Annotated in this window: 16 protein-coding genes; 11 read left to right on the top strand and 5 right to left on the bottom strand. The window is 72.0% G+C overall.

Annotation, left to right across the window (positions count from 1 at the left end):
* The first annotated feature begins 1 nt into the window (after position 1).
* On the top strand, positions 2 to 358 hold the full coding sequence (locus BLW76_RS26840) for an MmcQ/YjbR family DNA-binding protein (protein ID WP_091312209.1): 357 nt from the start codon (positions 2 to 4) through the stop codon (positions 356 to 358).
* On the opposite strand, the gene BLW76_RS26835 is transcribed toward BLW76_RS26840, so the two are convergent.
* Both BLW76_RS26835 and BLW76_RS26830 read right to left on the bottom strand, forming a co-directional pair.
* Positions 283 to 1,140 carry a GNAT family N-acetyltransferase gene (locus tag BLW76_RS26835; RefSeq protein ID WP_091312206.1) on the bottom strand — a complete coding sequence of 286 codons (858 nt, stop codon included), beginning with the start codon at positions 1,138 to 1,140 and terminating at the stop codon, positions 283 to 285. The genes BLW76_RS26840 and BLW76_RS26835 overlap by 76 nt on opposite strands.
* Positions 1,141 to 1,181: 41 nt before the next feature.
* The gene (locus tag BLW76_RS26830) at positions 1,182 to 3,248 is read right to left on the bottom strand and encodes a putative Ig domain-containing protein (protein WP_091312203.1); all 2,067 of its coding nucleotides are present in this window, start codon (positions 3,246 to 3,248) and stop codon (positions 1,182 to 1,184) included.
* A gap of 196 nt (positions 3,249 to 3,444) precedes the next feature.
* Between BLW76_RS26830 and BLW76_RS26825 the strand changes: the two genes are divergently transcribed.
* Complete coding sequence (locus BLW76_RS26825; protein ID WP_091312202.1) at positions 3,445 to 4,650, top strand: phospholipase D-like domain-containing protein; 1,206 nt, start codon at positions 3,445 to 3,447, stop codon at positions 4,648 to 4,650.
* Positions 4,651 to 4,662: 12 nt separating this feature from the next.
* Here the strand turns inward: BLW76_RS26825 and BLW76_RS26820 are convergent, their stop codons facing one another.
* Complete coding sequence (locus BLW76_RS26820; RefSeq protein WP_091312199.1) at positions 4,663 to 7,626, bottom strand: AfsR/SARP family transcriptional regulator; 2,964 nt, start codon at positions 7,624 to 7,626, stop codon at positions 4,663 to 4,665.
* Between the two features lie 304 nt (positions 7,627 to 7,930).
* On the opposite strand from BLW76_RS26820, the gene BLW76_RS26815 reads away from it, so the two are divergent.
* On the top strand, positions 7,931 to 8,293 hold the full coding sequence (locus tag BLW76_RS26815) for a DUF488 domain-containing protein (RefSeq protein WP_091319937.1): 363 nt from the start codon (positions 7,931 to 7,933) through the stop codon (positions 8,291 to 8,293).
* A 61-nt stretch (positions 8,294 to 8,354) separates the two neighbouring features.
* On the opposite strand, the gene BLW76_RS26810 is transcribed toward BLW76_RS26815, so the two are convergent.
* Both BLW76_RS26810 and BLW76_RS26805 read right to left on the bottom strand, forming a co-directional pair.
* On the bottom strand, positions 8,355 to 10,682 hold the full coding sequence (locus BLW76_RS26810) for a glycoside hydrolase family 2 protein (RefSeq protein ID WP_091312197.1): 2,328 nt from the start codon (positions 10,680 to 10,682) through the stop codon (positions 8,355 to 8,357).
* 64 nt (positions 10,683 to 10,746) lie between these two features.
* Positions 10,747 to 11,784, bottom strand: a complete 1,038-nt coding sequence (locus BLW76_RS26805; RefSeq protein WP_091312195.1) for a LacI family DNA-binding transcriptional regulator — start codon at positions 11,782 to 11,784, stop codon at positions 10,747 to 10,749.
* A gap of 164 nt (positions 11,785 to 11,948) precedes the next feature.
* On the opposite strand from BLW76_RS26805, the gene BLW76_RS26800 reads away from it, so the two are divergent.
* From BLW76_RS26800 to BLW76_RS26765, 8 genes are read left to right on the top strand one after another with little or no spacing between them, the layout of a single operon-like run.
* Positions 11,949 to 13,466, top strand: coding sequence for a sugar ABC transporter ATP-binding protein (locus BLW76_RS26800; protein ID WP_091312192.1), 1,518 nt, complete (start codon positions 11,949 to 11,951; stop codon positions 13,464 to 13,466).
* Positions 13,463 to 14,503 carry an ABC transporter permease gene (locus BLW76_RS26795; RefSeq protein ID WP_091312191.1) on the top strand — a complete coding sequence of 347 codons (1,041 nt, stop codon included), beginning with the start codon at positions 13,463 to 13,465 and terminating at the stop codon, positions 14,501 to 14,503. The genes BLW76_RS26800 and BLW76_RS26795 overlap by 4 nt, the downstream gene beginning before the upstream one ends.
* Positions 14,496 to 15,497 carry an ABC transporter permease gene (locus BLW76_RS26790; protein WP_091312188.1) on the top strand — a complete coding sequence of 334 codons (1,002 nt, stop codon included), beginning with the start codon at positions 14,496 to 14,498 and terminating at the stop codon, positions 15,495 to 15,497. Before BLW76_RS26795 ends, BLW76_RS26790 begins: the two co-directional genes overlap by 8 nt.
* A 5-nt stretch (positions 15,498 to 15,502) precedes the next feature.
* Positions 15,503 to 16,564: a rhamnose ABC transporter substrate-binding protein gene (gene rhaS / locus BLW76_RS26785; protein ID WP_091319936.1), complete on the top strand. Its 1,062-nt coding sequence runs from the start codon at positions 15,503 to 15,505 to the stop codon at positions 16,562 to 16,564.
* Positions 16,565 to 16,619: 55 nt separating this feature from the next.
* Complete coding sequence (locus tag BLW76_RS26780; RefSeq protein ID WP_091312187.1) at positions 16,620 to 16,964, top strand: L-rhamnose mutarotase; 345 nt, start codon at positions 16,620 to 16,622, stop codon at positions 16,962 to 16,964.
* On the top strand, positions 16,961 to 18,124 hold the full coding sequence (gene rhaI / locus BLW76_RS26775) for an L-rhamnose isomerase (RefSeq protein WP_091312184.1): 1,164 nt from the start codon (positions 16,961 to 16,963) through the stop codon (positions 18,122 to 18,124). Before BLW76_RS26780 ends, rhaI begins: the two co-directional genes overlap by 4 nt.
* 2 nt (positions 18,125 to 18,126) lie before the next feature.
* The gene (locus BLW76_RS26770; RefSeq protein ID WP_208613392.1) at positions 18,127 to 20,145 is read left to right on the top strand and encodes a bifunctional aldolase/short-chain dehydrogenase; all 2,019 of its coding nucleotides are present in this window, start codon (positions 18,127 to 18,129) and stop codon (positions 20,143 to 20,145) included.
* 8 nt (positions 20,146 to 20,153) lie between these two features.
* Positions 20,154 to 21,575, top strand: coding sequence for an L-fucose/L-arabinose isomerase family protein (locus tag BLW76_RS26765; RefSeq protein WP_091312179.1), 1,422 nt, complete (start codon positions 20,154 to 20,156; stop codon positions 21,573 to 21,575).
* Positions 21,576 to 21,598 lie beyond the last annotated feature (23 nt).

Genomic DNA, 21,598 nt, shown 5'->3' with positions numbered 1-21,598 from the left:
GGTGACGGTGCAGGTCAAGAAGTTCGAACAGCTGCTCGGGACGCTGGCGGAGGTCCAGCGTTCGGAAGCGCGCGACTACTCGGCGTTCAGCGTGCGCGGCAAGCGGTTCGGCTACTTCTGGCCGCGGACCCGGACCGTCGGCCTCAAGCAGACGGTGTCCGAGCAGCTCGCGCTGGTCTCGGAGCGGCCGGACGTCTTCGAGGTGCAGTTCACCGCAGGCGGCTTCGGCTGGGTCGTTGTCCACCTCGACGGGATCGACGCCGACGAACTCGCCGAGCTCCTCTACGAGGCCTGGCGGCTCTCCGCCCCGGAAGACCTCGTCGCGGAGGTGCCCTTCACCAGGATCGCCCGCGCGTAGAGCAGGTCGAACCCCTGCCGCTGCGCGTTCTGGTGCGACTTCGACCCGGGCTGCGTGGTGACGACGGCGAGTTCGCACCCGGCTTCGGCGGCCGCCGCGAGCCGGGCCCGCAGCAACGCGCTCTGGACGCCGCGGCGCCGGTGGGCGGGCAGGGTCGCCGCGCCGCCGAACTGCGCGATGCCGTCGGTCACCCGGATGCACGCGCCGCCCGCGAACTCGCCGTCCCGCTCCGCGAGGTACCGCCGGACCCCGGCCATGTCCCGCAGCGCGTTCCGGAGGAGCTCGCGGGGGAAGTGCTCGTTCGAGGGCAGGCCCTGGTCGTCGGCGACCGAGGACGCGTCGGCCATCGCGGACAGCCAGGTCTCCAGCTCGTCGTCCCGGACCGGCCGGACGTCCGTGGGGAACTCGGTGCCACCGAGCCGCCGCCCGAGCACGTTCTCGTAGGACTCGAGGCGGTAGCCGCGCTCGGTGAAGAACGCGCCCATACCGGCCTCGGCGAGCTGGGAAAGCTCAACTTGTACTGGTGCGCCCAGCTCGGCGAAGGCGGCTTCGACCTCGTCGAGGTTTTCGGGCAAGCCCCCGAAGCCCAGGCCGGCGACCTTGTTGAACGGCGAGTCGGGCTCGGCGAAGGTCGCGACACCGCCGGCGAGCGGGCGCGTGAAGCCGCGAGCACCCCCGACCCGCGCCCGGGTCGCGTCGCAGCAGTCGGCGACGAACCGCACCTCCGCGCGTTCGATGCGCTCTGCCAGACCGACGTCGCAGAAAAGCCGTTCCCCGTCCACGTCCCCACAGTGGCGGACGCGGACGGGGAACACCAACCGGTTTACCCCTCGACGCGGTGCGCGGCCCAGAACGACGTGAGGTCGGTCGAGCCGGCGGCCGCCTGCGCCGCGGCCTTGAACTCCGCCGTGGTCGACACGCCGTACCAGTGCGACTGCGCGTACGACTTCAGCAGGTTCGCCATCGCCGTGTCGCCGATCAGCCGCCGCAGGTCGTGCAGGGTGCACTTGCCGTAGTTGTAGACCACCGTCGAGTACCGGGACGAATGCGCGTCCCAGTAGGCCATCGAGTTGGTCAGCTTCTCCGCGCTCGACTGCCACGTGATGCCGCAGCCGCTGCCGGTGATGCCGCGGTAGAGGTCGGTGGCGTAGTCGGTGAAGCTCTCGTCCAGCCACGGGGAGGTGTACTCGTCGTCACCGACGATCCCGTAGAACCACTGGTGGGCGATCTCGTGCGGCAGCGCCACGTTCGACACCAGGTCGAGCACGAAGCCGGGGTACTCCATGCCGCCGAACCAGAAGTTGTTGTCCAGCACCACGTCCAGCTCGCCGTACGGGTAGTCGCCGAAGCGGCCCGAGTGGACGTCGACGGAGTCCGCGGCCAGCGACAGCATCGAGTTCGCGCTGCTCGTCGAAATCCCGCTGACCGAGTAGACGTTGACCCGCACGCCCTTGCCGGACGTCGTGCTGATCTTCGCGAACGGCCCGGCGGCCCAGGCGAAGTCGCGGACCTTCGCCGCCACCGCGTGCGTGGTGGTCGTCGTGCCGCTGGTCGTCTCGGTCGACGTGCCGGTGGCCGGGGTGAGCAGCGACGCCGGGTGCACGAGCGTGACGTCGAAGTCGCCGATCACCGTGTAGAACGACTCGCCGTTGTTCGTGTACGGGTCGAGGTGCCAGCCCGCGCCGTCGCGGACCGCGAGCACCGGCAGTGCGTTGCCGATCATGTTGTAGGCGCCGTCGTGGCCGAACCGGTCGGCGCCGCTGGGCACCACGATCTTCAGGTCGAAGCCGATGGTCGCCGACTGGCCCTGGGCCAGGGGAGCGGGCAGCGTGATCTTCATGGCCGTGCAGTTCACGCTCAGCGCGGACGGCGTGCCGCCGGTGACGTTCGTGACCGTGATCGGCGTCGTCGGGCAGGCGCCGTGGTAGTTGTCCCAGAGCCGCAGGTACACCTCGGGCAGCGCGGTCGCCGAGCTGTTGGTGAAGCTGACACTCTGGTGCCCGGTCCACGTGTCGCCCGCCGTGTTCGACGTCAGGTTCACCGTGTAGGCGGGGTTGATCGGCGTGCGGGCCGAGTCGGCGGGCGCGGCCGAGATCGTCCACGTGAAGGTGGCGCTGCCGCTGTTGCCTGCCGGGTCCGTCGCCGTCACGGTCACCGAGGACGTGCCCGCGGTCGTCGGCGTGCCGGTGATCTTGCCCGTGCTCGCGCCGATCGCGAGTCCCGTGGGCAGGCCGGTGGCGCTGTAGGTGAGCGCGTCGCCCTGCGGGTCGCTCGCCTGGATCTGCAGCGACGCGGCCTGACCGACCGCGCCGGTCTGGGCGCCAGGTGAGGTCACGACCGGAGACTGCGCGGACCCCGCGGTGGTCAGAGAGAAGTCGTCGAGGACGAAGTTGGTGGCCAGGCTGGAATCCTCGGTGCCGGTGATCTTCAGCGTCACCGTCCGGCCGAGGTAGCGGGAGACGTCGACGGTGCGCTGGACGTAGCCGGTGTTCTTGTCCAGGTTCGAATAGCTCGCCAGGGTGTCGGAGCCCGCCTGCACGACGAGCTTGTCGTACTTCGTGCTGGTGGTCGTCTCCTTGGTGTCGATGTGCTGCCACCACGACAGCGTCGCCGACGCGCAGCCCGCCGGGAGCGTCAGGGACTGGGACAGGGTGTCGGTGTGCGTGCTGCCGGTGCCGTCCAGCCGGGCGAGCATCGTCCCGCCGTGCGCGGGTTGCGCCGTGGTGGCCGCGGTGATCACGCTGCTGGTCTGGGTCCACGGCGTGGTGCCGCTCTCGAACCCGCCGTTGCCGACGAGCTGGTCGCCGCACACCGCGGCGGCCTGGGCCGGCGTGGCGACGGCGACGGTGCCCAGCAGGCCGATGGCGACGCCGAGCACGGCAGGAAGCACCCTCGATCTCATGGAGGTCGTCCTTTCCCGGCTCCGCCCGTGGGAGCCAGGAGAAGCGTCCTCTTCGGCCCGGATGGGCGGAACCCGCCGAGAGTCGGGTTCCGGCGGCGCTTCGTCGGGTATGTCCGGCAACGTCCGGGTGTACGGATCTTGTACGCCGGATTGCGAGCTTGGGGCCATCCGACAGGAGGAAGACATGGCCCCCAAGTTCAAGGCGCTCACCGTGGCCGTCGGCGCGCTGCTCGCGCTGGCCGGCAGCGGCGTCGCGCACGCGGCGCCGGCCGCGGTGGCCGCCGACGCGACCGGCATGGAAGCGATCTTCAACAACCCGCCCGAAAACGGCGACCGCGACCACGCGATCGAAACGCGGCTGGTCCAGCTGGCCAACGGCACCCCGGCCGGCGCGGAGATCCACGTCTCGCTGTTCAGCTGGACGCGGCCGGCGTTCGCCGAGGCGATCAAGGCGGCGCAGGCCCGCGGCGTCAAGGTGCGGATCGCCCTCGACGGCGCCGCGGACGACGACCCCGCCAACACCGCGATGCCGATCCTCAAGTCCGCCGGGCTCACCCAGCTGGTCTTCTGCGGCACCGGCGGCCTCAACACCGGCTGCATCGCCCACGACGGCAGCCCGCACTCGATCAACCACGACAAGCTGTGGATGTTCTCGGAGACCGAGGGCAAGAAGAACGTCGTCGTCATCGGCTCGCACAACCTGACCACCGTGCAGGGCAACATGTTCAACAACGCCCTGCTCACCCACGGCGACGCCGACCTGTACGGCTTCTACCTCGGGCACATGCAGAAGATGCTGGCGCAGAAGAAGAACAACAACTACTTCGCCGACGCCGGCTACCACAAGACGCTGACCACGATGGTCACCAGCTACCTCTCGCCGCGCGCCGACTCCGGCGGCGGCACGTCCGAGGAGTTCGCCACCGACACGTGGGCGCAGCTGCTGAAGTACATCACCAAGTACGAAGCCGGCTGCTCGCTCAACGTCGTGCAGGCCAACATCGCCGACTCGCGCACCCCGGTCGTCACCGAGCTGGCCCGCATCGCGAAGCTGGGCTGCAAGGTCAGGATCGTCTACGACGACATGGGCACCGCGGCCCTCGCCGCCCTCAAGGGCAAGGCGAACATCACGCTCAAGAAGTTCAACACGACCGTGAACGACCGCGAGATCACCGTGCACTCGAAGTACATGCTCTACACGGGCAACTACAGCGAGAAGGCCGGCCGGCAGCTCGTCTTCACCGGCTCGCACAACATCTCCGGCGCGGCCCTGCGCGACAACGACGAAATCCTGATCAAGGTGGAGAACGCCGGGATCAGCGCGGCCTACCAGGACAACTTCAGCACCATCCTGGCCCGCGCCAAGTGCTCGGCCCCGGCCACCTGCTGAGTGGTCTGCCACTCACGAGGGCTCGAGGACCCGTGCCGCCCGGGTCTCCAAAGGCCGGTAGCCCGCCTGGGCGGCCAGCTTGACCGCCGCTTCGCCGTGGGTGCGCGCCGCTTCGGCGTCACCCGCGGCGAGCGCCGCTTCGGCGAGACCGGTCAGCGCCGCGGCCTCGCACCACGTGAAGCTCGTCTCGCGGGCGATGTCCAACGCCGCGGTCAACGGCGACACCGCGTCCTCGGCCCGGTCCAGCCGGAGGCAGACCTCGCCGAGCGCGGCCAGTGCCGACGCCTCGGTGCCGCGGTCGCCGATGCGGCGGGTCAGCTCCACCGCTTCGGCCGCGTCGGCCAAGGCCCTGCTGCCGTCGCCCGCCCGGGCCTCCATGACCGCGCGGCCGGAGAGCGCGGCGGCTTCGCCGTACTGGTAGCCGAGTTCCCGGTTGGCGGCCAGTGCCCGCTGGTAGAACTCGGCCGCGGCGGCGTTCCCGAGGTCGCGGTGGACGTGCCCGAGGTCGACCAGCAGCACCGCCACGCTGAACCGCGCGCCGTCGCGTTCGGCGATCTCCAGTGCCCGGGCGAAGTGGCCGAGGGCGGCGTCGAAGTCGCCCACCTGGCCGCAGGCGAACCCGAGGTTCGCCAAGGCCATCGTGATGCCCGGCATGGCGGCCGCTTCGCACAGTTCCAACGCTTCCGAGCCGCACGCGATCGCCTCGCGCGCGTCGCCGAGGCGCTGCAGCACGGCGCTGAGGTTGTTGAGCGCCGCGGCGCGGCCGGCCGGCCACTCCGCCGCCAGGCCGTCGGCCAGGACCGTCGTCAGGTGGTGGCGGGCGTCGGCGTACCGGCCGCTGTTGACCCCGGCGAGCGCGATCGACAGCCGCATCGCCGCCTGGGCCTGGCGGTCACCGGCGGCCAGCGCGGCCTCGAGCGCCGTCGTCGCGGTGTCGATCCACTCCGTGTGGTGGCCGCGGTGGTGGAAGAACGCCCGCAGCGCGTCGGCCAGGTGCCACGCGTACTCGCGCGGGCCGTGCGCCGCCGCGTGCTCGACGGCGGCGGCGAGGTTCGGCCACTCCGTGTCCAGCCAGGCGAGCGCGTCTTCGGTGCCTTCGAACGCCTTGTCCGGCTCGGGCCGGGGGAGCCGGAGGAAGTGCGGGATCAGCAGCCGGCCCGCCGCGTCGGCCGTGGCGAGGTAGTGGTCGAACAGCCGCCGCCGCGCCGCCTCCGCGTCGGCGGCGGGGTCGTCGGCCGCGACCCGGCCGCCCGCGTAGCTGCGCAGCAGGTCGTGGAAGCGGTAGCGGCCGGGCAGGTGCCGTTCGACGAGGTTGGCCGCCGCGAGGGCCTTGAGCTGCCGGCCGGCCGGGCCGTCGGCGATCGCCGCGAGCCGGGCGGCGACCGGGGCGGTGAACGTCTGGCCCGGCACCAGCGCGAGCCGCCGGAACAGCAGGCGGTGCGCGGCGGGCAGGGCCCGGTACGACACGGAGAACGCCGTCGTGACAGCGCTTTCTTCGGCGCCGTCGACGCTCAGCCCGGCGAGCGGATCGCCGTCGGCGAGTTCGCGGGCCAGCTCGGCGATGCCGGAGACCTCGCCGAGGTTGGCCGCGGCCAGCCGCAGAGCCAGCGGGAGGTGCCCGCACAGCCGGGCGAGCTCCGCCGCCGCGGCCGGCTCGGCGGCGACCGCGGGTGGCCCGAGCACGGTTTCCAGCAGCTGCCGGGAATCCTCGGCGGGCAGCACCGACAGCGGCACCGCCCGCGCGCCGGTGCGGGCGATGAGGTCGCCGAGCCGCTGGCGGCTGGTGATCAGCACCGTGCCCGACGACGGCAGCAGCGGTGTCACCTGGGCGCCGTCGCGGGCGTTGTCGAGCAGGACCAGCACGCGCCGGTCGGCCAGCAGCGAGCGCCACAGCGCCGTGCGGCCGTCCGCGTCCGGCGGGATCGCCCGTGGGTCGGTGCCCAGCGCCCGCAGCAGCTGCGCGGCCGCGACGGCCGGGGTGAGCGGCTCGTGCTCCGGGTCGAACCCGCGCAGGTCGAGGTAGAGCTGCCCGTCGGGGAACCGCTCGCGGGCGCGGTGCGCCCAGCGGACGGCGAGCGCGGTCTTGCCGACGCCCGCGGTGCCGGTGACCACCCGGATGTCGGGCCCGTCGCCCGCCGGCTCGTCGAGCCGGGCCAGCTCGGCGGCGCGGCCGGTGAAGCCGCGGACGTCGTGGGGCAGCTGCGCCGGGAGCACCGGTTCCGGCGGCGGCTCCGGGGCGGGGTCCAGCGCCGGGTCGGCGGCCAGGATCGCGGCTTCCAGCCGGACCAGCTCCGGCGCCGGGTCGAGCCCGAGCCGCTCGACGAGCCGGGCGCGCAGCCCGCGGAAGGCGGCGAGGGCGGCGTCGGTGCGGCCTTCGCGGTGCAGGGCGAGCATCAGCTGGCCGACGAAGCGTTGCCGCAGCGGGTGCGCGGCGACCAGCGTCGTCAGCTCGGCGAGCACGGCCCGGCCCCGGCCGAGCCGCAGCTGGGCGTCGATGCGGTCTTCCAGCGCGCTCCAGCGGGCCTCGGTCAGCCCGGCGAGCAGCCGCTCGGCGACGGCGCCGGACGCGGCACCGGCCAGCGCGTCGCCCCGCCACAATGCGAGGGCCTCGTCGAGCAGGGCGACGGCGGTTTCGTCGTCGGCCGCGCGAGCCCGGCGCGCGAGGGCGGTGAAGCGGTGGGCGTCGATCGTGTCCGGGTCGGCGCGCAGGACGTACGCGGGCCCTTCGGTGACGAGCTCGGGGCCGTCCGCGGCGCGGAACACCGCCCGCAGCCGGGAGACCAGCGCCTGCACGGTGTTGCGCGCGCTGGCGGGCGGATCGTCGGGCCAGAGCACGTCGACGAGGGTGTCCATGGCGACCGGGCGGCCGGCGTCGAGGAGCAGGACGGCGAGGACCAGGCGCTGCTTGCGGGAGCCGAGATCGACCGGGGCGCCGTCCGCCGTCGCCTCGACGGCGCCGAGGACGCGGAACTCCACCCGGTCACTCTCCTCACTCACCCGATCGTGGCGTGCAAGCGTACTGCAAGCCTGGTGCAGGCCCGGTCGGCCATCCTGGCCGGGCTGCAGGACACTATCCCGACGATGTCCACGGCCGGCTCGGTCGCCGGGGAACCCGGCGGATTCGGCTGTCGTTCGCGGGCGGCACGAGCTGGGGGTAGGACCACCACGGCGACCCCTCCACGGTCGCCGTGGTGGCCCTTTTCGCTGCCCCGGGCAGCTTCCGTCCCGGATCGCTGCTGCTCCGGTGGCGGCGCGGCCGGGCACGACGCAGAATGCGCGCATGCAGCCGACGGTCGTCCGGGTGGCGCGCCTGGCCGACCCGGCCGGGCCCGCCGACGGCGTCCGCGTGCTCGTCGAACGCCTCTGGCCCCGCGGCACCGCCCGCACGGCGGTGGTCCTGGACGGCTGGTACCGCGGCCTGGCCCCGTCCGACGAACTCCGCACCTGGTACGGCCACGACCCGGAGCGGTTCGCGGAGTTCGCCGAGCGCTACCGCGCCGAACTGCGCGAGCCCGACCGCCTGGCGGCCCTGCAGCGGCTGCGCGAGCTGGCCGCCGGCGGCCCGGTGACGCTCCTGACGGCGAGCGGCTCACCCTCGATCAGCCAGGCGGCCGTGCTCGCGGCGGTGCTCACCGGCGACTGAGCCCGTGTGGCAGACGTCATGAAAGGGTCGTTCATGTCATCAGACGTCATGAACGACCCTTTCATGACGTCGCCACGCGGCCCGCGACCAGCCGGACCGTCGCGGTCGCCGAGCCGAGCTTGGCGTGGCGCGCGGTCAGCGTCAGGGTGCCCGGCGGGCCGGCGAACGGCCGCAGCCACACCGCCGCCGCGCCGCCTGTCGCCCCGAAGTCCAGCACCGGGTCGCCGACCAGCTCGCCCGGGCCGGTCAGCGTCAGGCGCACCTCGCCCGTCGTCCCCGCGCGCAGCGTGCCGTAGCGGTCCAGTGCCGCGACGACCACGCGGGTCGCGTCGCCGCCGTCCGCGCGCAGCTCCGGGTCGTCGGGCACGCAGCCGAGCACGTCCAGCCCGCGGTCGCCGCTGAAGCGCCTGCTGACGACCAGCCGCCCGCTCGCGTAGCCGTCGATGCGCAGCTCCGGCCGCCGTCCCTTCGGCACGACCAGGTCCGCCGCGAACGGCGGGTAGGGCAGGTGCGGGAACTCCGCGCGCCGGCTGCGGGCCTCGCCCGCGGGCCTGCCGTCGAGGAACAACAGCAGCCGCTCGCAGTTGGACCAGATCGGCGCGCCCGGCCCCGGCCCGGACGGCCGGTCCGTGAAGTCCCAGGCGAAACCGGGCTCGACGACCGCCCGCTTCGCCGGGTCGACCTGCGAGGCGTAGAAGGCCGCGGCGGGCTTGGGGATCCGGAAGATGTCCGACACCCCGGCGTACTTCACCCCGTCCACCGACCGCTGCCAGCCCGACGGGTAGTCGAACGCGCACCACGCGAGCAGCCCGCAGTAGCGGTCGTCGGCGGCGGCCAGGTCGTGGGCCTTCGCGTGCAGCTCCGCCTGCTGCCGGACACTCGAAGAGTCCGTGCGCCGGGAGGCGCGGGCCCCGGCGAGCGTGCCGATCGTCTCCGTCACCAGGTACGGCACCCCCGGCCGCGGCGGCCGCAGCCGGAAGGGCGTCCCGCGCCGGGCGGTGTAGTCGTTGTAGGCCAGGACCTCGACGTCGCTGCCGGCGAACCGGCCGAGCGTGGTGCTGGCCAGCGCACCACTGGTCGGCCGCGACGGGTCGAGCTGCCGGGCGAGCCGTCCGGTCCGCTGGTACAGCGCCGTCGAGCCGTTGGCTTCGTTCACCCGCGTGCCCCAGACGACGATGCTCGGGTGGTTGCGGTCGCGCACGACCATGCCCTCGACGTCGGCCAGGTTCCGCCGCTGCCAGGCGTCGTCCCCGACGTGCCCCCAGCCCGGGATCTCCTCCCACACCAGCAGGCCCAGCTCGTCGCAGGCGTCGAGGAACGCGCTCGACTGCGGGTAGTGCGAGCAGCGGACCATGGTGCAGTTCAGCTCGCGACGCAGGATCTCGGCGTCGCGCCGCTGGACGCGCTCGGGCAGCGCGCCGCCGGCGAACGGGTACCACTGGTGGCGGTTGAGGCCGAACAGCTTGAGCCGCCTGCCGTTGAGGAAGAAGCCCTCGGTGGTGAACCGCGCGTCGCGGAACCCGGTCCGCACCACCCGCTGGTCGAGGGCGTGCTTTCCGGACTGGACGGTCACCAGCACTTCGCAGAGGGCGGGATCGTCGACGTCCCACAGCCGCACGCCGTCGAGCCCGCCGACGGCGAATTCGACCGTCGTGCCCCGGATCGGCGCGGCGCCGTGGGCCAGCTCGCGGCCCGCCTGCCGCACCGACGCGGTCACCTGGCCCGCCACCGGCGCGTCGAGCGTGCACGTCAGGTGCAGCGACCGGCCGGGGGAGAGGACGTCGGCGGGCCGGGCGAAGACGTCGGTCAGCTGGACCCGCGGCACCGCGCCGACCGTGGCGGGCCGGTAGATCCCGGCCGGCTGGTAGAAGTCGATCACCGACGGGTCGCCGCGCGGCAGGTTGGGCGGCACGTCGAGCGCCCACCGCCCGTCGACGACGACGGCGAGCACGTTGTCGCCCGCCACGACGTCCGGCAGCTCCACCTCGAAGGGCAGGTAGCCGCCTTCGTGGGTGGCGACGAGCCGGCCGTTGAGGTGCACCTCGGCGTTGGTCATGACGCCGTCGAAGCGGGCCGTGTGGCGTTCGGTCGTCGCCGCGGTGAAGTGCTTGCGGTAGATCCACCGGTCCTGCCAGGACGCCGGGTCCCAGCCGGTCCACGAAAGCGGCGTCACGCAGTGGGGCAGCTGCACCGGCGCCAGGTCGATCTCGTCGAAGCCGAGCTCGGTGGCGCCGTCCTCGTACCGCCCGAAGAGCCAGAAATCGCCCAGCCGCACCGAGTCCGGCCCGGGTGCGGCGTGCCCGGCCGACCCGGCGACGACGCCGAGCAGCGCGGCTCCGCCGGCGGCCAGGAACCCGCGCCGGGACAGCCGTGGCTGTGTGTCGGCCATCGACGACCTCCCCCTGGGGTATCGCTTGTGGCCGGTAAGACGTCACCGACGATCGGAGGGTTGCTCAGCGCAGGGTCGAGGCGCGCACCACCAGTTCCGGGGTGAACACGACTTTCCGGTGTTCGTGGCCGGTTTCGGTCGTTTCCGCCAGCAGCAGTTCGACCGCCGTGCGGCCCAGGCGGCGGCGCGGCTGGCGGACCGACGTCAGGGGCACCGCGGCCGCCGCGGCGAACTCGATGTCGTCGTAGCCCACGATCGCCAGGTCGTCCGGGACGCTCATGCGGAGGTTCGCGCACGTCTGGAGCAGGCCGAGCGCGACGAGGTCGTTGGCGCAGAACGCGGCGGTCGGGCGGACCGACGCCGGCAGGCCCGCCAGCCGCTCGCCCGCGCCCCGGCCGTCGGCCACGGTCAGCGCCGACGTCGTCAGGTCGACCAGGTGGTCCGGGCCGAGACCGGCCGCTTCCAGGGCCCGCAACGCGCCGAGCCGCCGGTCGCGGACCTGGCCGACGGTCGTGTGGTTGCCGATGAAGGCGATCCGGTCGTGACCCTGCTCGACCAGGTGCCGCACGGCGATCTCGCCGCCGTAGACGTCGTCGACCGCGACCGAGCAGTGCGTGGTGCCTTCGGGCGTCCGGTCGACGACGACCACCGGCGTCCCGCGGCGGGCGATCTCGCCCAGCAGCGGCTCGTCCGGGTCGACCGGCGTGATGAGGACGCCCTGGACGCGCTGCTGTTCCAGGCGCCCTAGGTAGGCCGCCTCCCGCGACGGCTGGTGCGCGCTGTTGCACAGGAACAGGGAGAGATCGGCGGCGTCTGCCGCGTCCTCCATGCCGGCCGCGACGTCGGTGAAGAACGGGTTGCTGCCGTCGAGCATCACGTAGGCCAGCACGCGGCTGCGCCCGGCCCGCAGCTGCCGCGCGGATTCGTTGCGCACGAAGCGGAGTTCGGCCATCGCGGCCTCGACCTTGGCCCGGGTCGCCGGGCTGACCCGGTCGGGCCGGTTGAGCACATTGGACACCGTGCCGAGGGAGACGCCGGCGGCCGCCGCGACTTCCTTCATGCCGGCCACCCGCGGCTCGGCACCGGGCTCCCTGATCACCATCGAAACCCCCTCGTGGGTCAGCGCTGTTGAAACGTAACATCACCGCGTATGAGCTGGTGAAGATGCCGTTTGGCCACGGCTTCGCCGATGCATTGACTTCTCGTTCCGTCGCATAGTAGCTTCACCGCACCAGATTTGTGAAACCTTTCAATCCGGAGGTCGCGATGACGCGGCAGGACCCCGGCCGGGCCCCTCTGCTGGAGGTGCGTGGCGTGACGAAGTCGTTCGGCGCGGTCGCGGCCGTCGCCGGGGTGAGCTTCGGCCTGGACGCCGGGGAGGCCCACGCGCTGGTCGGGGAGAACGGCGCCGGCAAGTCCACGATCGTCAAGATGCTGGCCGGGGTGCACAAGCCCGACGACGGCACGCTGCTGCTGGACGGCGAACCGGTCGAGTTCGGTTCGCCCGCCGACGCCAAGGCGGCCGGCATCGCGGTGATCTACCAGGAGCCCACGCTGTTCCCCGACCTGAGCGTCGCGGAGAACATCGTGATGGGCCGCCACCCGCGCAAGAGCCTCGGCCGGATCGACCGGGCGGCGATCCGCGCCGAGGCCGAGCGCCTCTTCGCCCGGCTCGGCGTCCGGATCGACCCGGCCCGCCCGGCGCGCGGACTGTCCATTGCCGACCAGCAGATCGTCGAGATCGCCAAGGCGCTCAGCGCCGACGCGCGCGTGCTGGTGATGGACGAGCCGACCGCCGCGCTGACCCAGGTCGAGGTCGAGCGGCTCTTCAGCGTCGCCCGGACGCTGCGCCAGGAAGGCGCGGCGATCATGTTCATCTCCCACCGCTTCGAGGAGATCACCGAGCTCTGCCAGCGCGTGACGATCATGCGCGACGGCAGGCACGTCTCCACCGACGCCCTCGAAGACGTCACCGTCGAGGAGATGGTCAAGCGCATGGTCGGCCGCGACCTCGACGCGCTGTTCCCCAAGCAGGACGTCGAACCCGGCGCGGTCGTCCTGGAGGTCGAAGGCCTGGCCCGCGAGGGCGTCTTCCGCGACGTCTCCTTCTCCGTGCGCGCCGGCGAAATCGTCGCGTTCGCCGGGCTCGTCGGCTCGGGTCGTTCCGAGGTCGTCCAGGCGGTCTTCGGCGTCGACGAGCGGGACGCGGGTGTGGTGAAGGTGAGCGGCAAGAAGCTCAAGCCGCACTCCTCACGCGCCGCGATGGCCGCCGGGATGGCCCTGGTGCCCGAGGACCGGCGTCAGCAGGGCCTGATCATGGACCTCTCGATCGAGCGGAACGTGACGCTGCCGCGCTCGCGCGCCCTCGCCAAACTCGGTTTCCTGACCGGCGCGAGCGAACGCCAGGAGGCCCGGCGCTGGACCGAACGGCTGCGCACCAAGTACGGCAGGCTCGGCGACCCCGTCGGCACGCTCTCGGGCGGGAACCAGCAGAAGGTCGTGCTGGCCAAGTGGCTGGCGATGGCGCCGAAGGTGCTGATCGTGGACGAGCCGACGCGCGGCATCGACGTCGGCACCAAGGCCGAGGTCCACCGGCTGATGTCGTCACTGGCGGCCGAAGGCGTCGCGATCGTCATGGTGTCGTCCGAACTGCCGGAGGTGCTCGGCATGGCCGACCGCGTGCTGGTGATGCGGGAGGGCCGGATCGTGGCCGAGCTCCCGCGCGCCGAAGCGACCGAAGACTCGGTCATGTTCGCCGCGATGGGACAGGGGGCCGCCGCATGACCGTCACCGAGGAGGCCCGCGTGACCGGGGAACCCACCGTCCACTCGCGACGGTCGTGGACCGCGAACGTGCTGAAGGCCCGTGAATCCGGCATCGCGGGAGCCCTGGTCGTGCTGGTCGCGTTCACCGCGACGCAGAACTCGCGGTTCCTCTCGGGCCAGAGCATCCGCGACATCCTGCTCGGCACGGCCATCCTGGCGGTGCTCGCCGTCGGGCAGGCGATCGTGATGATCACCCGCAACATCGACCTCTCGGTCGGCTCGGTGCTCGGCCTGTCGGCGTTCGCCGTCGGCTCATTGATGAAGGACAACCCCGGCCTGCCGGTGATCGTCGCCATCCTGGTGGGGCTCGCCGTCGGCGCCGTGTGCGGGCTGCTCAACGGGGCGCTGGTGCGCTTCGGCCAGGTGCCCGCGCTGGTCGTCACCCTGGGCACGCTCTACGCCTACCGCGGTGTCAGCTACTTCTGGGCCGGCGGCCGGCAGATCAACGCCGACAAGCTGCCGGCGTCCTTCCTGGACTTCGGCACGGCGTCGCTGCTCGGCGTGCCGTGGCTGGTCCTCATCGCGGTGCTGGTGCTGGTCGTCGCCGGGATCGTGCTGCGGAGCTACCGCGCCGGCCGCGAGCTGTACGCGATGGGGTCGAGCCCGCAGGCGGCGAAGCTGGCCGGCATCAAGGTCGGCCGCAACACCAGCGCGGCGTTCCTGGTCAGCGGGGCGCTCGCCGGCCTGGCCGGGGTGCTGTTCGCGGCCCGGTTCGGCACCGTGGACGCGGCCGCCGGCACCGGCTACGAGCTCAACGTCGTCGCCGCGGCCGTCGTCGGCGGGGTCGCCGTGTTCGGCGGCAGCGGCTCGGTCTGGGGCGCGGGCCTCGGTGCGCTGCTGCTGACCGTCATCGGCAGCGCCCTGGCCGTGCTCGACATCAACCAGTTCTGGCAGCAGGCGATCGTCGGGGCGCTCATCCTGCTCGCCATCGGCGCCGACCGGCTCGTCGCCGTCCGGGTCGCGAAGGCACTGAAGAAGAGGGATTCCCATGTCTGACCAGGGAAACCGGCTCGGCAGGCTGCTCAGCTGGGACGCCGCCGTCGTGCTCGTGACGGTCATCGTCCTGATCGTCGCCTCCGGCGCCGTCGAGAACTTCGGCACCAGCCGCAACTTCACCTTCCTGCTGCTCGACCTGCTCCCGATCGCGCTGGTCGCGCTGCCGATGACGTTCATCATCGTCACCGGCGAGATCGACCTCTCGGTGGCGAGCACGCTCGGCCTGACGTCGGCGGTGATGGGCTCGCTGTGGGACGCGGGCCTGACGATCGAGACGATCATCCCGCTCTGCATCGTGCTCGGCGCGGTCCTCGGCGCGTTGAACGGCTTCTTCGTCACCGTGCTGAAGCTGCCGTCCCTCGCCGTCACGATCGGCACCCTGGCTCTCTACCGCGGGCTGGCGTTCGTCGTGCTCGGCGACGGCGCGGTCGCCGACTTCCCGCGCGACTACACGACCTGGGTCACCGGGACCATCGGCGACGGCCCGATCCCGAACGTGCTGATCCCGCTGGTCGTCGTCGCCCTGATCTTCGGCGTCGTGCTGCACGCGACCCCGGTCGGCCGCGGTGTCTTCGCGGCGGGTGCGGGGGAGCAGGCGGCCCGGTTCGCCGGCATCCGCACCGGGCGGCTCAAGTTCTGGCTGTACGTCGTGGCCGGCGCGGTCGCCGGTCTCGCCGGGGTCCTGTGGACGCTGCGGTACTCCAGTGCCCGCGCCGACAACGGCTTCGGCCTCGAACTGGCCGTCGTCGCCGCCGTGCTGCTCGGCGGGGTGTCCATCTTCGGCGGCAAGGGCACCCTGCCCGGCGTGCTCGCCGGGGTGGTCCTGCTGGCCTCGCTGCAGAACGCCCTGCGCCTGCAGGACGTCTCGAACGAAGCGCTCAACATCGTGACCGGTGTGCTCCTGATCGTGTCGGTCCTGCTCCCCAACATCGTGACTTCGGCCCGCACGGCAGTGCGACGCCGTCGGCAGCAAGCGATAACCCCGGAAAGGTGACGAAGATGTCCCGACGGTTCCTCACCGGTGCAGTGTCGGCCGGGCTGGTGCTGGTCCTGGCCGCGTGCAGCGGCACGACCAAGAACGACAACGCCGGTTCCGGCGGCCAGCAGTCCACCGCGGCGGCGGACCCGAACGCCGCGGCGAAGGAGGGCGTCAAGATGGCGTTCCTGCCCAAGCAGCTGAACAACCCCTACAGCGACATCGAGGTCTCCGGCGGCAAGGAGGCCCTCGGTGAGCTGAAGGGCGAGTACAAGCTGGTCGGGCCGAACGACGCCAGCGCGTCGTCGCAGGTCAGCTACATCAACACGCTCATCCAGCAGCAGCAGGACGTCATCGGCATCGCCGCGAACGACCCGAACGCCGTCTGCCCGTCGCTCAACCAGGCCCGCAGTGCCGGCATCAAGGTCGTCGCGTTCGACTCCGACGCGGCGAAGGACTGCCGCGACGTCTTCATCAACCAGGCCACCACCCAGGGCATCGGCGAGGCGCTGGCCAAGCAGGCCAAGGACCTGACCGGTGGGTCGGGCGAGATCGCGGTGCTGTCCGCGACGCCGAACGCCACCAACCAGAACGCCTGGATCGAGGTCCTGAAGAAGGAGCTGGCCAAGCCGGAGTACGCGAACATCAAGCTGGACAAGATCGCCTACGGCAACGACGACGACCAGAAGTCGTTCCAGGAGGCCCAGGGCCTGCTGCAGTCGTTCCCGAACCTCAAGGTGATCGTCTCGCCGACCACGGTCGGCATCGCGGCCGCCGCGCGGTACGTCAGCACGTCGAGCTACAAGGGCAAGGTCGCGGTGACCGGGCTGGGCACGCCGAACCAGATGCGCGCCTTCGTCAAGGACGGCACGGTCAAGCAGTTCGCGCTGTGGAACCCGGCCGACATCGGCTACCTCGCCGCCTACGCGGGTGTCGCCCTCAAGTCCGGCCAGATCACCGGCAAGCAGGGTGAGAAGTTCAAGGCGGGCAAGCTCGGCGAGTACACGATCGGCGAGAGCGGCGAGATCGTCCTCGGCCCGCCGACGACGTTCGACGCGAACAACATCGACAAGTTCAACTTCTGATACTCCCGGCCGGGTCGCGACGGGCGGCCCGGCCGGGTCCCACCAAGGATGGACTGTGCCCCGATACTGCTTCTGCCTGCAGGTCAAACCCGACCGGAGGGCCGAGTACGCCGAGCGCCACCGCGCCGTCTGGCCCGAGATGCAGCAGGCCCTGCGCGACACCGGCTGGCGCAACTACTCGCTCTTCCTGCGCGAGGACGGCCTCCTGATCGGTTACGTCGAGGCCGACGACCTCGCCGCCGCACAGGCCGCGATGGCCGAGACCGAGGTCAACACGCGCTGGCAGGCGGAGATGGCGGAGTTCTTCACCGGCCTCGACGGCGGCCCGCCCGACGAAGGCTTCCAGCTCCTGGCCGAGGTCTTCCACCTCGACCCCACCCCTGTCGCGGAAGGACAGTGATCGCCGTGGATGTCAAAGCGGCTCTGCGGGCCCAGCGCATCGAGACGCCGTCGTGGGCGTACGCGAACTCGGGCACCCGGTTCAAGGTGTTCCCGCAACCGGGCGTGCCGCGCACGCCCGAGGAGAAGATCGCCGACGCCGCGATGGTGCACAAGCTCACCGGCGTTGCGCCGAGCGTCGCGCTGCACATCCCGTGGGACAAGGTCGACGACTACGCCGCCCTGACCGCCTATGCGCGTGACCTCGGCGTCGAAATCGGCGCGATCAACACCAACGTCTTCCAGGACGAGGACTACAAGCTCGGCTCGGTGACCAACCCCGACGCCGGCATCCGCCGCAAGGCGACCGACCACCTCCTGGAAGCCATCGACATCATGGACGCGACCGGCTCGCGCGACCTGAAGCTGTGGTTCTCCGACGGGATCAACTACCCCGGCCAGGACGACATCCGCGACCGGCAGGACAGGCTGGCGTCGGCGCTGCGCGAGACGTACGACCGGCTGGGGCTCCAGCAGCGGATGCTGCTGGAGTACAAGCTGTTCGAGCCGGCGTTCTACGCCACCGACGTCCCGGACTGGGGCACCTCCTACGCCCACTGCATCGAGCTGGGGGAGCGGGCGACGGTCTGCATCGACACCGGGCACCACGCCCCGGGGACGAACATCGAGTTCATCGTCGCGTTCCTGCTGCGGGCCGGGAAGCTCGGCGCGTTCGACTTCAACTCGCGGTTCTACGCCGACGACGACCTGATGGTCGGGGCGGCGGACCCGTTCCAGCTGTTCCGGATCATGTACGAGATCGTCCGCGCCGACGCCCTCGACCCTTCGTACGGCATCGCGTTCATGCTCGACCAGTGCCACAACATCGAGGCGAAGATCCCGGCGATCATCCGGTCGGTGATGAACGTCCAGGAAGCGACCGCGAAGGCCCTGCTCGTCGACCGCAACGCACTGCGCGCGGCCCAGCAGGCGGGCAACGTCCTCGAGGCGAACGCCGTGCTGATGGACGCCTACAACACCGACGTCCGGCCGCTGCTGGCCGAGCTGCGCACCGAGGCCGGGCTCGACCCGGACCCGATCGCCGCCTACCACCGCAGCGGGTACCAGGAGAAGATCGTGGCCGAGCGCGCCGGCGGCACGCAGGCCGGATGGGGAGCATGACGATGACCGTGCCGGAGCAGCTCATCGCGCGCAGCAACGCGCTCGGGGCCGACCCGCGCAACACCAACTACGCCGGCGGCAACACCTCCGCCAAGGGCGCGCTGACCGACCCGGTCACCGGCTCGCCCACCGACGTCCTGTGGGTCAAGGGCTCCGGCGGCGACCTCGGCACGCTGACCGAGGCGGGCCTCGCGGTACTGCGGCTGGACCGGCTGCGGGCCCTGGTCGACGTGTACCCGGGCGTCGAGCGCGAGGACGAGATGGTCGCCGCGTTCGACTACTGCCTGCACGGCCGCGGCGGCGCGGCGCCGTCGATCGACACGGCGATGCACGGTCTCGTCGAGGCCGCGCACGTCGACCACCTGCACCCCGACTCGGGCATCGCGCTGGCCACGGCGGCCGACGGCCCAGCCCTGACCAAGGAGTGCTTCGGCGACCGCGTCGCGTGGGTCGACTGGCGGCGGCCCGGGTTCCAGCTCGGCCTGGACATCGCCGCGGTCAAGGCGGCCAACCCCCAGGCCATCGGCGTGATCCTCGGCGGCCACGGCATCACGGCGTGGGGCGCCACCTCCGAGGAGTGCGAGCGCAACTCCCTGGAGATCATCCGCACGGCCGAATCCTTCCTGGCCGAGCGGGGCGCGCCGGAGCCGTTCGGCCCGGTGGTCCCCGGCTTCGAAGCCCTGCCCACCGCCGAACGCCGGGCGCGGGCGGCCGCGCTGGCGCCGGTGATCCGCGGGCTCGCCGCCACCGACCAGCAGGTCGTCGGGCACTACACCGACAGCGAGGTCGTGCTCGACTTCCTGGCTCGCGAGAAGCTCCAACCCCTTGCGGCGCTGGGCACGTCGTGTCCCGACCACTTCCTGCGCACCAAGGTCCGGCCCCTCGTGCTCGACCTGCCCGCGACGGCTCCGGTCGACAGTGTCCGCGAACGCCTGAAGGAATTGCATACCGAATACCGTGCGGAGTATGCGGCCTACTACGACCGGCACGCGAATGCGGATTCGCCCGCGATGCGCGGGGCCGACCCGGCGATCGTGCTCGTCCCCGGGGTCGGGATGTTCTCCTTCGGCAAGGACAAGCAGACCGCGCGGGTGGCGGGCGAGTTCTACGTCAACGCCATCAACGTCATGCGCGGCGCCGAAGCCGTCTCGACCTATGCGCCGATCCCGGAAAGCGAGAAGTTCCGGATCGAATACTGGGCCCTCGAAGAAGCCAAACTCCAGCGCATGCCCAAGCCGAAGCCCCTGGCCGGCAGGATCGCCCTGGTCACCGGCGCGGGGTCGGGCATCGGCAAGGCCATCGCCCAGCGGCTCGCGGCCGAGGGGGCCTGCGTGACGATCGCCGACCTCAACGGCGACGCGGCCACGGAAGTCGCGGCGGAGATCGGCGGCACCGCAGTCACCGCCGACGTCACCGACGCCGCGGCGGTCCAGGCCGCAATCGACGCGACCGTGCTGGCCTACGGCGGCATCGACCTGGTCGTGAACAACGCCGGGCTGTCCATCTCGAAGCCGCTGCTGGAGACCACCGAACGCGACTGGGACCTGCAGCACGACGTCATGGCGAAGGGCTCGTTCCTGGTCGCCCGGGCGGCGGCCAAGGCCATGATCGACCAGGGCATCGGCGGGGACATCGTCTACATCTCGTCGAAGAACTCGGTGTTCGCGGGCCCGAACAACGTCGCCTACGGCGCCGCCAAGGCCGACCAGGCCCACCAGGTCCGGCTCCTGGCCGCCGAGCTGGGTGGGCACGGCATCCGCGTCAACGGCGTCAACCCCGACGGCGTCGTCCAGGGCTCCGGCATCTTCGCCGGCGGCTGGGGCGCCCAGCGGGCCGCGGTCTACGGCGTCGAAGAGGCGAAGCTCGGCGAGTTCTACGCCCAGCGGACCATCCTCAAGCGCGAGGTGCTGCCCGAGCACGTCGCCGCCGCGGTGTTCGCCCTCACCGGCGGCGAGCTGACCCACACCACCGGCCTGCACGTGCCGGTGGACGCCGGGGTGGCCGCCGCGTTCCTGCGTTAGGAGTACTCATGACGCTCGACCGCATCACCCCGCGCCGCACCCGGGTCGGGCTCGTCTCCGGCGGGCTCGGCGCGTACTGGCCGCAGTTCCCGGAGCTGCTGCCCCAGCTGCAGGCCTCGGCCCGGCGCGTCACCGAGCGGCTGTCCACTATGGACTGCGAGGTCGTCGACGCCGGGTTCGTCTCGGACGCCCAGGAAGGGTCGGCCGCGGCCGAAAAGCTGCGGGTGGCCGGGTGCGACCTGATCATCGGCTTCCTCACGACGTACCTGACGTCCAGCATGCTGGCCCCGGTCGCGCAGCGTTCGGGCGCGCCGGTGCTGCTGCTGAACCTGCAGCCCACCGAGGCCATGGACCACGAGTCCTTCGACACCGGCGCGTGGCTGGCCTACTGCGGCGCCTGCCCGCTGCCCGAGATGGCGAACGCGTTCCGCCGCCTCGGCGTCGAGTTCCGCTCGGTGTCCGGGTACCTGGAGGATCCGCGGGCGTGGACGCGGATCGAGCGCTGGATCAAGGCGGCCGGGGTGCGGGCGGCGCTGCGGCACGGGCGCCACGGCCTGCTCGGGCACCTCTACCCGGGCATGATGGACGTCTCCACCGATCCGACGCTGGTGTCGGCCCAGCTCGGCGGGCACGTCGAGATCCTGGAGGTCGACGACCTGCGGGTGCGGGTGGAAAAGGTGACCGACGACGAAACCGCCGCGCGGGTCGCGCTGGCCCGCGAAGTGTTCACTGTGGACGAGTCCGTTGTGGACGAAGACTTCGCGTGGGGCGCCCGGGTGTCGGTGGCGCTCGACCGGCTCGTCGACGACTTCTCGCTCGACTCCCTGGCCTACTACCACCGGGGTCTCGACGGCGAGACGCACGAGCGCGTCGGCGCCGGCTTCATCCTCGGCGCGTCCCTGCTCACCGCCCGCGGCATCCCGGCCGTCGGCGAGTACGAGCTGCGGACGTCACTGGCCATGCTCGTCATGGACCGCCTCGGCGCCGGCGGCTCGTTCACCGAGCTGCAGGCGCTGAACTTCCGGGACGGCGTGGTCGAGATGGGCCACGACGGCCCGGCGCACCTCGGGATCAGCGCCCGCAAGCCGCTGCTGCGCGGCCTGGGCGTCTACCACGGCAAGCGCGGCTGGGGCGTTTCGGTGGAGTTCGACGTCAAGCACGGGCCGGTGACGCTGTGCGGGCTCGGCCAGGGCCGCGACGGGACGTTCACGCTGATCGCGGCCGAAGGCACGGTGGTGCCCGGGCCGCTGCTGCGGATCGGCAACACGACCTCCCGCGTCGACTTCGGCTGCGACCCGGGGGAGTGGACCGACGCCTGGTCCGCCAGCGGCATCGCGCACCACTGGGCGCTGGGCACGGGCCACCGCGTCGCCGAGCTGACGGCGGTCGCGGACCTGCTCGGGCTGGAGCTGACGGTGGTGCGCGCGTGAAGCGAGTCGCGGCCGTCGACCTC

The sequence above is a fragment of the Amycolatopsis tolypomycina genome (assembly GCF_900105945.1).
GTDB lineage: Bacteria > Actinomycetota > Actinomycetes > Mycobacteriales > Pseudonocardiaceae > Amycolatopsis > Amycolatopsis tolypomycina.
Note: the sequence above shows the minus strand (reverse complement) of the source record. Positions and strands in the feature narration are given on the sequence as shown.

Coding starts and splice junctions, on each gene's coding strand:
- BLW76_RS26825 (WP_091312202.1), top strand. CDS start 3,445: ATGGCCCCCAAGTTCAAGGCGCTCACCGTGGCCGTCGGCGCGCTGCTC.
- BLW76_RS26815 (WP_091319937.1), top strand. CDS start 7,931: ATGCAGCCGACGGTCGTCCGGGTGGCGCGCCTGGCCGACCCGGCCGGG.
- BLW76_RS26810 (WP_091312197.1), bottom strand. CDS start 10,682: ATGGCCGACACACAGCCACGGCTGTCCCGGCGCGGGTTCCTGGCCGCC.
- BLW76_RS26805 (WP_091312195.1), bottom strand. CDS start 11,784: ATGGTGATCAGGGAGCCCGGTGCCGAGCCGCGGGTGGCCGGCATGAAG.
- BLW76_RS26800 (WP_091312192.1), top strand. CDS start 11,949: ATGACGCGGCAGGACCCCGGCCGGGCCCCTCTGCTGGAGGTGCGTGGC.
- BLW76_RS26795 (WP_091312191.1), top strand. CDS start 13,463: ATGACCGTCACCGAGGAGGCCCGCGTGACCGGGGAACCCACCGTCCAC.
- BLW76_RS26790 (WP_091312188.1), top strand. CDS start 14,496: ATGTCTGACCAGGGAAACCGGCTCGGCAGGCTGCTCAGCTGGGACGCC.
- rhaS (WP_091319936.1), top strand. CDS start 15,503: ATGTCCCGACGGTTCCTCACCGGTGCAGTGTCGGCCGGGCTGGTGCTG.
- BLW76_RS26770 (WP_208613392.1), top strand. CDS start 18,127: ATGACCGTGCCGGAGCAGCTCATCGCGCGCAGCAACGCGCTCGGGGCC.
- BLW76_RS26765 (WP_091312179.1), top strand. CDS start 20,154: ATGACGCTCGACCGCATCACCCCGCGCCGCACCCGGGTCGGGCTCGTC.